Source organism: Streptomyces sp. NBC_00554 (assembly GCF_041431135.1).
GTDB lineage: Bacteria > Actinomycetota > Actinomycetes > Streptomycetales > Streptomycetaceae > Streptomyces.
This window is the reverse complement of sequence record NZ_CP107799.1, coordinates 7,761,111-7,773,741: the sequence shown is the minus strand read 5'-3', so window position 1 is coordinate 7,773,741 and position 12,631 is coordinate 7,761,111. Positions and strand designations below refer to the sequence as shown.

The 12,631-nt window shown below is 70.5% G+C and carries 14 protein-coding genes; 4 read left to right on the top strand and 10 right to left on the bottom strand.

The features are described from left to right. Window positions 1-10: 10 nt before the first annotated feature. Entirely contained in the window at window positions 11-457 is a 447-nt protein-coding gene (locus OG266_RS34260) for a hypothetical protein (protein WP_266465979.1), read from the top strand. A 136-nt stretch (window positions 458-593) separates the two neighbouring features. On the opposite strand, the gene OG266_RS34255 is transcribed toward OG266_RS34260, so the two are convergent. Beyond that, window positions 594-2,027, bottom strand: a complete 1,434-nt coding sequence (locus OG266_RS34255) for a hypothetical protein (RefSeq protein WP_371550442.1) — start codon at window positions 2,025-2,027, stop codon at window positions 594-596. Between the two features lie 391 nt (window positions 2,028-2,418). Between OG266_RS34255 and OG266_RS34250 the strand changes: the two genes are divergently transcribed. Then, window positions 2,419-4,245 carry an endonuclease/exonuclease/phosphatase family protein gene (locus tag OG266_RS34250; RefSeq protein WP_371550440.1) on the top strand — a complete coding sequence of 609 codons (1,827 nt, stop codon included), beginning with the start codon at window positions 2,419-2,421 and terminating at the stop codon, window positions 4,243-4,245. 75 nt (window positions 4,246-4,320) lie between these two features. Here the strand turns inward: OG266_RS34250 and OG266_RS34245 are convergent, their stop codons facing one another. The 4 genes from OG266_RS34245 to OG266_RS34230 form a co-directional block, all read right to left on the bottom strand. Beyond that, window positions 4,321-5,058 carry an SRPBCC domain-containing protein gene (locus OG266_RS34245; protein WP_371550438.1) on the bottom strand — a complete coding sequence of 246 codons (738 nt, stop codon included), beginning with the start codon at window positions 5,056-5,058 and terminating at the stop codon, window positions 4,321-4,323. Between the two features lie 5 nt (window positions 5,059-5,063). Then, window positions 5,064-5,711, bottom strand: a complete 648-nt coding sequence (locus OG266_RS34240) for a helix-turn-helix domain-containing protein (protein ID WP_329548340.1) — start codon at window positions 5,709-5,711, stop codon at window positions 5,064-5,066. Between the two features lie 140 nt (window positions 5,712-5,851). Then, on the bottom strand, window positions 5,852-6,532 hold the full coding sequence (locus tag OG266_RS34235) for a hypothetical protein (protein WP_371550436.1): 681 nt from the start codon (window positions 6,530-6,532) through the stop codon (window positions 5,852-5,854). Next, window positions 6,529-6,663, bottom strand: coding sequence for a hypothetical protein (locus tag OG266_RS34230; RefSeq protein ID WP_371550434.1), 135 nt, complete (start codon window positions 6,661-6,663; stop codon window positions 6,529-6,531). The genes OG266_RS34235 and OG266_RS34230 overlap by 4 nt, the downstream gene beginning before the upstream one ends. Window positions 6,664-6,835: 172 nt before the next feature. Here OG266_RS34230 and dapA point away from each other — a divergent pair, with 172 nt between their 5' ends. Further along, window positions 6,836-7,738: a 4-hydroxy-tetrahydrodipicolinate synthase gene (dapA, locus tag OG266_RS34225; RefSeq protein WP_371550432.1), complete on the top strand. Its 903-nt coding sequence runs from the start codon at window positions 6,836-6,838 to the stop codon at window positions 7,736-7,738. Here dapA and OG266_RS34220 read toward each other — a convergent pair whose 3' ends face one another. The 3 genes from OG266_RS34220 to OG266_RS34210 form a co-directional block, all read right to left on the bottom strand. Next, window positions 7,739-8,980: a WD40 repeat domain-containing protein gene (locus tag OG266_RS34220; RefSeq protein ID WP_371550430.1), complete on the bottom strand. Its 1,242-nt coding sequence runs from the start codon at window positions 8,978-8,980 to the stop codon at window positions 7,739-7,741. Next, entirely contained in the window at window positions 8,977-9,540 is a 564-nt protein-coding gene (locus OG266_RS34215) for a SigE family RNA polymerase sigma factor (RefSeq protein ID WP_266465956.1), read from the bottom strand. Before OG266_RS34215 ends, OG266_RS34220 begins: the two co-directional genes overlap by 4 nt. A gap of 178 nt (window positions 9,541-9,718) precedes the next feature. After that, window positions 9,719-9,943: a hypothetical protein gene (locus tag OG266_RS34210; protein WP_329548335.1), complete on the bottom strand. Its 225-nt coding sequence runs from the start codon at window positions 9,941-9,943 to the stop codon at window positions 9,719-9,721. A 206-nt stretch (window positions 9,944-10,149) separates the two neighbouring features. Between OG266_RS34210 and OG266_RS34205 the strand changes: the two genes are divergently transcribed. Next, window positions 10,150-10,653: a hypothetical protein gene (locus tag OG266_RS34205; RefSeq protein ID WP_371550428.1), complete on the top strand. Its 504-nt coding sequence runs from the start codon at window positions 10,150-10,152 to the stop codon at window positions 10,651-10,653. Window positions 10,654-10,658: 5 nt separating this feature from the next. On the opposite strand, the gene dapD is transcribed toward OG266_RS34205, so the two are convergent. Further along, window positions 10,659-11,648 (bottom strand): 2,3,4,5-tetrahydropyridine-2,6-dicarboxylate N-succinyltransferase, encoded by a 990-nt coding sequence (dapD, locus tag OG266_RS34200; protein WP_266465946.1) that lies wholly within the window; start codon window positions 11,646-11,648, stop codon window positions 10,659-10,661. A 79-nt stretch (window positions 11,649-11,727) separates the two neighbouring features. Beyond that, complete coding sequence (locus OG266_RS34195) at window positions 11,728-12,630, bottom strand: CU044_5270 family protein (protein WP_371550426.1); 903 nt, start codon at window positions 12,628-12,630, stop codon at window positions 11,728-11,730. Window position 12,631: the final 1 nt, after the last annotated feature.

The following is a 12,631-nucleotide window of genomic DNA, read 5'->3' as shown; positions in this document are numbered from 1 at the left end:
GGGAATTCACATGACCACGCAGGCAAAGCGGTCGAAGAGCCAGGCCGGCTCCGAACGCCGCTTCCACAACGCGCAGGGCGCGGAGGTCAAGACGCGCGACGAGGCGTTCGCCGCGCAGCGCGATCTGTCCGCCGAGGCGGTCTCCACGGACGCCAAGCTGGAGCTGCACAACGGGGCGGTCACCTTCGCCATCGAGGTGCAGTACAACCCCAACACGTACCCGCACGTGGTGACCGGCGGCAAGATCTCCTCCGGCATCTGCGGCGCTCCTTGGGACCTGACCGGCGGCTTCATAGGCGAAACGATTCGCCTCGACGCGAAGCGCACGGGCCAGGGCTCCTGTGCCACGACCATCACCATCGTCGGCGAGTTCCAGAACCCGTCGGCCTACCGCGGCACGTACGGCTTCGACGGCGCGTCATCGTCGTTCAAGCACACGACGCGCTACCAGTGCTGACGGATGACGGCTGCCGTACGACGGCTGACGGCCCTGACGGCTGACGCATCACGCACTACGGATTGACCTGACGCATAGAGCGGCGGGGGCAAACCTTGCCCCCGCCGCGGCGGCGCGCCCGCAACCCGCGCCGCCCTCAACCCCCTTGCTGCGACCGCGCCTTGAACGCCGCCTTGCGAGCCTCCTTGGCCACCTTCTTGTCCGGGTGCAGCCGTCCCATCGCCTCCAGCACGTCCGGCGTGGCCGGGTGCTCGACCCGCCAGGCCGCGGCGAAGAAGCCGCTGTGCTGCTGGGCGAGACCCTCCACGAGGGCTTGCAGTTCGGCCGAGTTGCCCTCGGCCGCGAGCTGGGCGGCCAGGGTGTCGATGGTGAGCCAGAAGACCAGCGCCTCGGACGGAACGGGCACGTCGGCCGCCCCGTGCTCGCTCAGCCAGACCCGCGCGAGCCCGCCCAGTTCGGCGTCGTCGAGGACTTCCCGGAGGGCCGGCTCCGCCTCCGTGCCGACGAGGGAGAGCGCCTGCTGACAGCGGAGGCGGCGCAGCGGCGCCCCGGCGTCCGCTCCACGGGCCGCGGCCAGCAACTCCCGTGCGGCAGGCAGGGGTTCACGCCTGGCGAGCCACTGCTCGGTCTCAGCCTGTGCCGCGGCCGGCGGGAAGGCGGAGGTGCCGTCGAGGAGCGCGTCGGCCCCCTTGTCGGCCAGGTCCCCGACCGCGGGGGCGGAGATCCCCGCCTCGAGGAGCCGCGCCCGGATCCCGTACAGGCCGAGCGGAGTCAGCCGTACCATCCCGTACCGCGTGACATCCGTGTCGTCGAAGGCCGCCGGCTCCGCGGACTCCTCGTCGGGTTCCGCCATCAGCGCCTCGTCGACCGGCTGGAAGTCGACGATCCCGATGGGCTCCAGGAGCCGGAACTGGTCGTCGAGCCGCATCATCGCGTCCGACACCTGCTCCAGGACGTCGTTGGTCGGCTCCCCCATGTCGTCGGGCACGATCATCGACGCGGCGAGGGCGGGCAGCGGCACCGGACCCTCGTCGGGCCCCTCCTCGCCCACGGTGAGCAGGTACAGGTTGCCGAGCACCCCGTCGAGGAACTCGGCCTCCGCCTCCGGATCCCAGTCCAGGGAGGAGAGGTCGACCTCCCCGCCGTCCTCCATCGCGCCGACGAGATCGTCGAGGTCGGGCACGCTGGCGTCGGCCAGCACCGTGTCCAGCGCGCCCAGCCACACGCCGAGGACGTCCTGTGGCGCCCCGGAGGTGAGCAGCGCGAGGTCCTCGCCCGCGGTGACCGTGCCCTCCTCCTCGTCCACGATCTCGATGAGTCCGATGTCCACGGCCACCCGCCAGGCCTCACTGGCGTACGCGGCCGCTTCGTCGCCGTCGAGACCTAGTTCGGCCGCGGCCTCCGGAAGCTGTTCCTCGGCGAGTTCGCCGCCCGCGCCGACCCGGGTGTCCGGACCGGCCCAGCGGGCCAGGCGTGCGGCGCGGGAGAGCAGCGGCGCGGCGAGTGCGTCTCGCGCCAGCTCCGCTTCGGAGTGCAGCCGCACCGGCGGCAAGGGGGAGCTGTCTGACATCAGCTGGGTTCTCCTCCGGACAAGCAGGACATACGGTGCGGGCAGGCGGCGCGGGCAAGCAATGCCGACCCGGCTGCGCGAGCAGGCGATGCCACCGCGCAACGGAACCGGCGCAAGCCATCCAAGCAACACCGGCAGCACAAGCGCCGCACCAACGGCTCAGCCTAGACGGATTTCCACCCATGCCGCCCGGTTCATGTCCCTGACAGGCGCCGTACACCGCTGAAACCTTGACAACTCCCCCGCCCACGCACGAGATTGACGCGCGTAGAAGTACGACGGTCGCCAGCCACACCTGCTTCTACGCGCGTCACCAGCCCCACGCAGGCCCGCGCTCCCCCACCGCTCCACCCTCGTCCCGGCGCCCAAGTACGTCCCCGGAGGGATTCCCTTGCCGAGCAAGAGAACCGCGCGCATAGGCGCGCTGACCGTCGCCGCGGTCTGTTCCACCGTCTCCGCCGTTGTGCTCACCACACCGGCCCACGCGGACACCATTCACATTCGCGACATCCAGGGCACCACCCGGATCTCCCCGTACGCGGGCCAGGCGGTCACGGACGTGGCGGGCATCGTCACCGGCGTGCGCACCTACGGCTCGTCGCGCGGTTTCTGGATCCAGGACCCGAACGCGGACGACAACCCGGCCACCAGCGAGGGCGTCTTCGTCTTCACGAGCTCCGTCCCGAAGGTCGCCCTCGGCGACTCGGTCACGGTGTCGGGCACGATCTCGGAGTACGTCCCGGGCGGCTCCTCGTCCGGCAACCAGACGATCACGGAGATCACCAAGCCGGTGGTGACCGTGCTCTCCAGCGGGAACGCCGTCCCGGCCGCGACGGTCGTGAACGCCAAGTCGGTCCCGGGCGTCTACACCGCAGCGGGTGACACGGCGGCGGGCGGCTCGGTCAACGGCCTCGCCCTGGAGCCGAAGAAGTACGCCCTGGACTACTACGAGTCCCTGGAGGGCATGAGCGTCCAGGTCTCCGACGCCCGCGTGGTCACCGCGACCGACCCGTACACCGAGCTGTGGGTCACGGTGAAGCCGCACGAGAACGCCAACCGCCGCGGCGGTACGGTGTACGGCTCGTACACCTCGCAGAACACCGGACGCCTGCAGATCCAGTCGCTCGGTGCGACCGCCGACTTCCCGACCGCGAACGTGGGCGACGAGCTCACGGGCACCACCGCGGGCCCGCTCGACTACAACCAGTTCGGCGGTTACACCCTCGTCGCCAACCAGATCGGCGCCCTGGAGGCAGGCGGCCTGGAGCGCGAGACGACGCAGAAGCAGTCGCGGAGCGAGCTGGCCGTGGCGACGTACAACGTCGAGAACCTGGACCCGGGTGACGCGTCCTTCGCGGCCCACGCGTCCGCGATCGTGAACAACCTGAGGTCGCCCGACATCCTGTCCCTGGAGGAGATCCAGGACAACAACGGCGCCACCAACGACGGCACGGTCGCCGCCGACCAGACCGTACAGAAGCTGATCGACGCGATCGTCGCGGCGGGCGGCCCGGCGTACGACTGGCGCTCCATCGACCCGGAGAACAACAAGGACGGCGGCGAGCCCGGCGGCAACATCCGCCAGGTGTTCCTGTTCAACCCCGAGCGGGTCTCCTTCACGGACCGCGCGGGCGGCGACACGACGACCGCCGTGGGCGTCACGAAGGTGAACGGCAAGGCAGCCCTCACGGCCTCCCCCGGCCGCATCGACCCGGCCAACACGGCCTGGACGACCAGCCGCAAGCCGCTCGCGGGCGAGTTCGTCTTCCGCGGCAAGACGGTCTTCGTGATCGCCAACCACTTCGCGTCGAAGGGCGGCGACCAGGGTCTGACCTCGCAGTACCAGCCGCCGGCGCGCAGCTCGGAGACCCAGCGTCACCTCCAGGCAACCGCGGTGAACACCTTCGTCAAGGAGATCCTCGCGACTCAGAAGAACGCGGACGTCGTCACTCTCGGCGACATCAACGACTTCGAGTTCTCCGGCACGACGAAGCTCCTGGAGGACGACGGCGCGCTCTGGTCGGCGATCAAGTCGCTGCCCAAGAGCGAGCGTTACACGTACGACTACCAGGGCAACAGCCAGGTCCTGGACCAGATCCTGGTCAGCCCCTCGATCTACAAGGGCTGCGACTTCGAGTACGACAGCGTGCACATCAACTCGGAGTTCAACGACCAGATCAGCGACCACGACCCGCAGGTGCTGCGGTTCAAGCCGTAACCCTGTGTACGGATGAGCCCGGCCCCGTCGTCCGGGGGGCCGGGCTCGTCCCATGCCCGGGATCAGGGCCCGGGTTCACGCGGCGAAGACACCGTTCAGCCAGCCCTGCCAGGCGGCTTCGTTGCGCTTGCCGTCGGCGTCGGGCGCGAAGTCGTGGACGCTGATGCCCACCGGCGCGCCCCAGTGGTTGCGTCCGAAGAAGCGGATGAGGGCGTCGTCGGTGCGCAGTCCGATGAAGTACGGGTTGCGGTAGTCGAGTACGGCGTCGAGGAGCTCGCCCTCGGGCCCGCGGGCCTGCACACGCGCACCCTCGGCGGTGTCGTCCGCGAGGCCGAGCGCACGCCCGACGGCGACGAAGGAGTCGGAGGCCTTGGACGCCTCGGGTCCGTCGAACATGGCGAACGTGAGCGGGCGGCCACGGAAGTGCGTGACGTACTCGCCCATGGTGTGCAGGTAGAAGGCGTTGTGCTTGTTCGCACCGTCGTACTGGTTGTCCCAGTCGTCGACGAAGATGCCGCTGTGCACATAGCGCACCCAGGCTCGGCGGCCGCCCTCGCGCGGCTCGATGGTGTAGTCGAGCTGGTTGAGGGTCTGCTCGGAGATGCCTTCGACGTCCTGGACGCGGTTCGTGTAGCGGTGCGGCGGGTCCCAGACCGTGATCGTGGACCCGAAGGGGCCGCTACCCCCCTCGCGAGGCTCGGGCGCCTCCATCGGCCACAGCCAGCCGCCGACGCCTTCGGTGATCGCCTCCCACACCTGCTCCGGCGTGGCGTCGACCTCGATCTCGTGGGCGCTCTCGAATTCCTTGGACATGGTGGTCACTCCTCGGTACTGACGTCGGTGCTGATGGGCAATTCGGCTGCTGGGGTCCCCTGTTCGGCCTTGGGGCGAACCGTGGGATGAACCGCGACGACGATCCGGTGGCTCCGGCCGCCCTCGGCGTCGGGGGCGTCGTACTTGCGGATCAGCCCGCTGACACCCGCCGTCAGCTCCTCGATGAACGCGGCGCGGTCGGCTGCCGAGCCGAACGTCACCTCGCCGTCGAGCGCGTACGTGGCGAGCCCCTTGCGGGCCTTCGCCGCGCCGGTGATCAGCGAACCGACGTCCCCCACCAGCCGGGCGCCGAGCGCGAGCAGCCAGCGGGCGGACAGCTGGTCCCGGAAGCGGTCCGGATCGGGCCGTACGGCGGCCAGCGCGAGCGGCGAGATGACGTACGACGCGGCGGTCGCGCGCATCAGCCGCTCGGTGACATTGCCCTTGCGGCGCTCGCCCGCCAGCTCGACAAGACCGTGCCGCTCCAGCGTCTTGAGGTGGTAGTTCACCTTCTGCCGGGGCAGCCCGACCTTGCCGGCCAGCATGGCGGCCGAAGCGGGCCCTGCGGCCAGCTCCGCCAGCAGCCTGGCCCTTATCGGGTCCAGCGAGACGGCGGCGGCCTCTGCGTCCTCGATCACGGTCACGTCCAACATGACTCCACCGTCTCACCGAAAACTTTTTTTGTCCAGACGGCTTGAGTTGTCGGTTATGGAGTCGACGGGACGCCTGTACCGAACACCAGTTCGAACCGATATGAATGCCTCGCCCGGTCGACCCTCCGCCGGGTGAGCGATCAGCCCGCCTGCGTCCCGCGCTCATCCAGACGGGCCAACTGGCTCTGGAACCAGTCGAGTCGGGCCTGAAGCAGCGCCGCCTCGGCAACCAGCTCGGACACGCCGAGGCCGGCGACGGTCACGGCCGCCTCTCCCACGCCGCCTCCGCCGGAGGCCCGGACCCGCAGCCCCTCCCCGGCCAACCGCGCGAAAGAAGCGAGCGACAGCGACGTACGACCGCGTACGCATCCCGCACACGCCGCCGCCAGGGCGCGCCAACCGGGCCTGCCCCAGCCCGCGTCGGCCAGCGCGCCCGCCACGGCGCCGCACGCGCACGGGCCGACGGTCGCGGTCCGCACCCGCTGGCGGGCGTAGCGGAAGCCGCGTTCGAAACGGATGTAGGAACCCAGGACGGAGACTTCGAGGAGGACGGCCGCCCGGTGTTCGGCCGTGCACAACAGCGCCTCGGCCGTGGCCCGTTCATGCACGCAGTGGAAACCGCAGTCGCAGCGTCGGTGCGGCGACCGGTGCCGCCGCCCGTAGACGCAGCCCGCCTCGTCCAGCACTCCGTACGGCAGTGCGCCGCCCAGCGAGACGCCGGTGAACCCGGCCCGGGTGCCGTCCTGGGACAGCACCGGGTGGGCGATCTTGTATCCGGTCGGCGGCTCCGTCGGGCGTTCCTCGGGGAGCCGCAGCCTCATCGGGCGGCCGGAACCTCTTCGGGCGCGGACGCCTCCAACTCCTGGATGTCCTCGGGAAGTTGGAGTTCCTCGTCCTGCGCGTGAGCCTTCTCTTCCGCGACTCCGGTGGCGAGTGCCTTGCCGAGCCTCATGACGCCTCCCGCGATCTGCCGTCGACTTCCGTCCTCGCCATGGTGACCCATAGGGGCCCGGGTTGGCACTAGTGCCTCGCGAGGGCCGCCCGCCAACCGCTTAGCATCCGTTGCCAATACCTCGTAGAAGAATTAAGTGGAGCTTCACGATCAGGAGGCCGACACTACTCCCATGACCGCCTCACCTCACGACACTCCCCCCTTCGGCCGCGCCCTCTGCGCCATGATCACGCCCTTCACCGAGGAGGGTGCCCTGGACCTCGACGGGGCACGGCTGCTCGCGGAGCGGCTGGTCTCCGAGGGCTGCGACGGGCTGGTCCTGTCCGGGACCACGGGTGAGTCGCCGACCACGACGGACGCGGAGAAGTCCGCGCTGGTGCGGGCGGTCCGCGAGGCGGTCGGCGACCGGGCCTCCATCGTGGCGGGCGTCGGCACCGCCGACACCCGGCACACCGTCGAGCTGGCCCTGGAGGCCGAAAAGGCGGGCGCGGACGGGCTGTTGGTGGTCACTCCGTACTACAGCAGGCCTCCGCAGGACGCGGTCGAGGCACACTTCCGGGAGATCGCGGACGCCTCCGGGCTACCGCTCGCGCTCTACGACATCCCGGGCCGCACCGGCACCCGCATCGAGCCGGACACCATGATCCGGCTCGCCGAGCACCCGAGGATCGTGGCGGTCAAGGACTGCGCGTACGACCTCCTGGGCACCCAGAAGGTGCTGGCCCGCACGGAGTTGGCGTACTACACGGGCTGCGACGAGTACGTCCTCGCGATGCGCGCGATCGGCGGCTGCGGATACATCAGTACGGTCGCGAATGCGGCGCCCCGTCAGTTCCGGGCGATCCTCGACGCGTTCGAGGCGGGCGACACGGCCGGGGCGGCCCGCCTCCAGCAACGAGCCGTCCCTCTGATCGAGTTGATGATGTCCTCCGGCCTCCCCGGCACGGTCACCGCGAAGGCGCTCCTCGGCGTGCTGGGGCTGCCCGCGGGCCCGGTCCGGTCACCGCTGCGGCCCGCCGGCCGCGAGGCGGTCGACGGGCTGCGGGCGGCGTACGAGGAGTTCATCGCGAGCTGATCAGCGGCGAGCGAAGATGGGCTCCCACTCCTCTTGATCGGCGCTCTTGCTGGTCGGCTCACGGATGCCACTCAGCGGTACGACCTTGTCGCTGCCGATCGTGACCAGCACGAGCTGGGGCCGGTACTCCTCCTCCAGGCTCGTGACCCGTTCCCAGCCGATGAGGTGCGTGTCGTCGACCCAGGCGAGCAGGTGACCGCTGCGGACCTTGGTGATCTCCTTTCCCGTACGGGGATCACGGATCGACGAGTAGCCCTTGGCGGGGTTGCCGGCGACCTCCTTCGCCAGTCCGAGGGCGGCGAGCTTGCCGTTCGGGGACAGCCGAGCGGGGACGTCGGAGCGCAGGTACTTCTCGTTCGCGGGTGCGGCAACCTTGCCGCCCAGGTCGTAGAACTGCTGCATCCCGTCCCGTTCGCCGATGACCTGCGAGTACACCAGGTCGCCGTCGCGGCTGAAAGCGAAGTCCTGGCGGGGGTTGAGGTTGCGGTCGGGCTCGACCTTCCTCCAGAAGCCACCCCCGCCCCCGGCCAGATCGAGGACGAGGAAGCCGGACCGGCTGGAGTCGCCGAACGTGGCTCCCCACACCCACTCTTCCTGGCCGTCCTTGCCGAGCACCTTCTCTTTGACCCGCAGATCGGGGTTCTCGTCGTAGGTCGTCGCGACGAGTTTGCTGCCGTCGTACGAGAACGCGAGCCCACCGACGCCCTGCTCGAACGGGATCCACCGCTCGACCTCCCCCGTCGCGAGGTCGAGCAGGCCGACCCGGTGCGCGGGCAGGTTCCGCTCCAGCACGGCGGCGGTCTTCATGCCGGGAGCGACCGCGACGAAGGACCATCGGGTGTCCTTCTCATACCTCCCGGTCTTCGCATCGAGCAGCCAGTAGGTGCGCGCGGAGACGGCCTGCTGGTCGGTCTGCGGCTGAAGCTTCACCGTGTAGTACGCCGCCAGCACCGCGTCCCCGGCCCCGATCAGGTCGCGCGGCGGCGACTGGTCGGGGTGAGCGTGGATGCCGTCCTGGTTCAGGACATTCGCGGGCCGCACGTCCTTCTTCCCGGAGTCCAGCAGCGGCACGCCGACGGCGATCGCCACCACGGCGGCGGTGGCCGCGGCGACGGACGCGATCGTGCGGGTACGGCGGCGCCGCCGGGCGGTGAGCACCCGGTCGGCGAACCCCGGCCCCGCCGGGGCCTGTTCGGCGGCCTGCTCCTGGAACGAGTCGCGCACGAGTTCCTCGACGTTCACGGACGCACCTCCACGGGCGCATAGTCACGGGACGGCTGCGGCTGTTCGGCGGCGGCCGGCCCGAGGGCGGCGAGTTCGGGCGCGAGGGTGCGCAGGCGGGCGAGGGAGCGGTGGGTGGTGGACCGTACGGTGCCCACCGAGCAGCCCAGCAGACGCGCCACGTCGGCCTCGGGCAGGTCCTCGAAGTAGCGCAGCACGAGCACGGTGCGCTGGCGGGCGGTGAGCCGGGACAGCGCATGGCGCATCACGACGCGCAGCTCGGCGGCGGCCGCGGCGTCGGAGCCGGGCAGTCCCGCCTCGGGCGGCTCGGCGACGGTGACCTCACGTCCGCGCCACTTCAGTCGCCAGCGGCTGACCTGCTGACGGTAGAGAATCCGCCGTACATACGCCTCGGGCTCGTCGATCCGCTGCCACCGCCCGGCCGCCTTGGCCAGCGCGCTCTGCAACAGGTCCTCACCGGCGTGCCGGTCCCCGCCGCTGAGCAGCACAGCCGTCTTCAGCAACGCCGACGACCGGTTCTCCACGAACTCCCGAAAACTCTTCTGCCCTGCACCATCCATCGTCGCCGTCTCTTCCCCGACGGCACCTGTGCACCGTCCCTGTGCCCCTTGTGACGCGGGCGGCGGCGTCCCGCTATGCCACCTGTGGTGAAAAAAATCGTCGCCACACCGTAAATGGGCCGGGGCCCGTACCGCGTCCGTGCGCGGTACGGGCCCCGGCCCGGTGCATCAAGCCGCGTCAGTCCCACACATACCCGTCGCCGAACAGCAGGAAGTGCTCCAGCACGTCCTCCATCGGGTCGTCGATCTGGCCTGTGTTGACCAGCCCGATCCGCGGGCCGTTGTGCGAGCCGGTGTTGGTCTCGTCGGCGTGCGCGGTTCCGGCCGACAGGGAGCACAGTGCCGCCACGGCCAGCATTCCGGTCAGCGGACGGGCTGTGGCCCTCGCCCACTCGTTCGTCATCGTTCGACCCCTCGTCTCATCGGTTCGGCTTCTGATCGGATTCCGCGTGCACCCGTTCATCTGCCGAAACCGCCCCGAGGTCACGCTGAGCAACCCATACGTGATCATGGGGTGGAGCGGCAGCACTCCACGGAGGGGTGAGCGTCGGGCACGTTCAGGAGGCGGTCCACGGCCGGGACCGCGCCCGCCTCCCCTACGGTGTCCTGGTGAGCCGACCCCTGCTGTTCCTCGACGTCGACGGCCCTCTCAATCCGTACGCGGCCCAGCCGGAGCGGCGTCCCGAGGGCTATACGACGATCCGAGTGGCCCTGACCCCCGGCCGGCCCCTGCGCGTCTGGCTGCACCCCGAGCACGGCCGCCAACTCCTCGGCCTCGGCTACGAGTTGTGCTGGGCGACCACCTGGATGGACTCCGCCAACCGCTGGATCGCCCCGGTCATCGGCCTCCCCGAACTCCCGTACGTCGACTTCACCGGCGCCCTGTTCGCCGACCGGCCCGACGGAGTGCACTGGAAGACCGAGCGGATCGTGGCGTACGCGGACGGCCGCCCGTTCGCCTGGGTGGACGACGAACAGAGCCCGGCCGACGACACGTACGTCACCGCCCACCACGCCGGGCCCGCGCTGCTCCACCACGTCAGCCCCCGACTGGGCCTGCGCGAGACCGACTTCACGACACTTGAGGAGTTCGCGGCGGCGCAACGCACATAAGCCGCTCAGTTGTGGCTGTGCAGAACCTCGTTCAGCCCGCCCCACACCGCGTTGTTCGGCCGCGCCTCAACCGTTCCGGAGACCGAGTTGCGGCGGAACAGGATGTTCGAAGCCCCGGAGAGCTCACGGGCCTTGACGATCTGCCCGTCGGGCATGGTCACCCGGGTGCCGGCCGTGACGTACAGACCGGCCTCGACGACGCACTCGTCGCCGAGTGCGATCCCGACGCCCGCCTCCGCACCGATCAGGCAGCGCTCGCCGATGGTGATACGGACGTTGCCGCCACCGGACAGCGTGCCCATGGTCGACGCGCCGCCGCCGATGTCGGAGCCGTCGCCGACCACGACGCCGGCCGAGATGCGGCCCTCGACCATCGAGGTGCCGAGCGTGCCGGCGTTGAAGTTGACGAAGCCCTCGTGCATGACGGTGGTGCCCGCGGCGAGGTGCGCGCCGAGCCGGACACGGTCGGCGTCGGCGATGCGGACGCCCTTCGGCGCGACGTAGTCCGTCATGCGCGGGAACTTGTCGATGGACGTGACGGCCAGGTGGAGGCCCTCCGCCCGGGCGTTCAGACGCACCTTCTCCACGTCGTCCACCGCGACCGGGCCGAGCGAGGTCCAGGCGACGTTGGCGAGGTGGCCGAAGATGCCGTCCAGGCTCTGGCCGTGCGGCTGTACGAGGCGGTGCGAGAGCAGGTGCAGGCGCAGGTAGGTGTCGTGCGCGTCGAGCGGCTTCTCGTCCAGCGATGCGATGACCGTACGGACCGCGACCACCTCGACGCCTCGGCGGGCGTCGGGCCCGATGGCCTTCGCGGCGCCCTCGCCGAGCAGCTCCACGGCACGCTCGGCGGACAGCCGCTCGGTGCCGGCCGGGCCGGGCTCGACGGAGAGCTCGGGGGCGGGGAACCAGGTGTCGAGGACAGTGCCGTCGGCGGCGACGGTGGCAAGCCCGGCGGCAACGGCGCCGGTGGTGCGGGGTGCAGTCGTGTCGGTCATAGGGGAAACCTAACTTGGCGGGGCCCGCGCGGGCGAACCGGTGCGCCCGGCATCTCACGTGCCGGGCGCACCGGACGGTTCAGGGCCGATCGCCCTCCTTGTCCACCACCGCCAGGGAGAGACGGGCGCCGTTGATGATCACGTCACCCTTCTTCAGATCCGGCTCGTAGCCGGCACTCCCTGCCACGAAGCGGAATCCGGAGTAGAGGCAGGTGCTCGGGTCGATCAGCGTCTCGTTCCCGCTGCTCCCCAGATACAGCGCGACGGCGTCACGCCCGGCCGCGTCCTGGACCTGCTTGGCCCGGATTCCGGGGATGGTGGCCAGCGCCCGGTAGATCTTCGCGAGCCCTTCGGGGTCGTAGACGTAAGCGCGGCTGAGGACCGCGGTGAGCGCCCGGTACTCGTGTTCCGTACGGGTCTCGGAGGCGTCGGTGGCGTAGAAGAAGGCGCGTGCCTTCGCCCGTACCTTCGCCGGGTCGTCCGGGAGGCTCTTGAGGAACTCGTACTCCTCCCTCGGCGAGTGGTCGTCGCCGGCCCGGCCGTCCTCCATCTTCGGATCGGCGTACTTCGTCCAGTTCTCGCTGGTCTGCGGACCGGGCTTCTCGTCGTCCGTGACGTTCGTCTCGACGGTCTTCGTGTAGATCCACTGCCCGTCGTGGGCGGTGACCGCGGGGCCGGCCTCGATCACGTCCGCGGCGTCGTTCAGCAGGGCCTTCGCGCTGCCCAACTCGAGGGTGTAGCCCGGTCCGGCGCCCGGCTGGACGCCCTCGGTGCCGCCGAGCACCTGCGTGCCGATCACCGCGACCACCGTGATCGCGGCCACCGCCCCGGCCACGGCGTACCGCCGGCTGACCCGCACCCTGTACGGGCGGGTGCGGCGGGCCTGCTCCCGCAGCAGCCGCTGCCGTCCGGCCGCCAGCTGTGCGCGCGTCGCTTCGGGGGCCCCGGCCCGCAGTTCACGGACCGTCGTCATCTCGTCCATG

Bases quoted from the DNA above. Each gene is read 5' to 3' on its own strand.
- OG266_RS34215 (WP_266465956.1), bottom strand. From the start codon at position 9,540: ATGGATGGTGCAGGGCAGAAGAGTTTTCGGGAGTTCGTGGAGAACCGG.
- OG266_RS34230 (WP_371550434.1), bottom strand. From the start codon at position 6,663: ATGAGGCTCGGCAAGGCACTCGCCACCGGAGTCGCGGAAGAGAAGGCT.
- OG266_RS34255 (WP_371550442.1), bottom strand. From the start codon at position 2,027: ATGTCAGACAGCTCCCCCTTGCCGCCGGTGCGGCTGCACTCCGAAGCG.
- OG266_RS34210 (WP_329548335.1), bottom strand. From the start codon at position 9,943: ATGACGAACGAGTGGGCGAGGGCCACAGCCCGTCCGCTGACCGGAATG.
- OG266_RS34240 (WP_329548340.1), bottom strand. From the start codon at position 5,711: ATGTTGGACGTGACCGTGATCGAGGACGCAGAGGCCGCCGCCGTCTCG.
- dapD (WP_266465946.1), bottom strand. From the start codon at position 11,648: ATGACCGACACGACTGCACCCCGCACCACCGGCGCCGTTGCCGCCGGG.
- OG266_RS34260 (WP_266465979.1), top strand. From the start codon at position 11: ATGACCACGCAGGCAAAGCGGTCGAAGAGCCAGGCCGGCTCCGAACGC.
- OG266_RS34235 (WP_371550436.1), bottom strand. From the start codon at position 6,532: ATGAGGCTGCGGCTCCCCGAGGAACGCCCGACGGAGCCGCCGACCGGA.
- OG266_RS34245 (WP_371550438.1), bottom strand. From the start codon at position 5,058: ATGTCCAAGGAATTCGAGAGCGCCCACGAGATCGAGGTCGACGCCACG.
- dapA (WP_371550432.1), top strand. From the start codon at position 6,836: ATGACCGCCTCACCTCACGACACTCCCCCCTTCGGCCGCGCCCTCTGC.
- OG266_RS34195 (WP_371550426.1), bottom strand. From the start codon at position 12,630: ATGGACGAGATGACGACGGTCCGTGAACTGCGGGCCGGGGCCCCCGAA.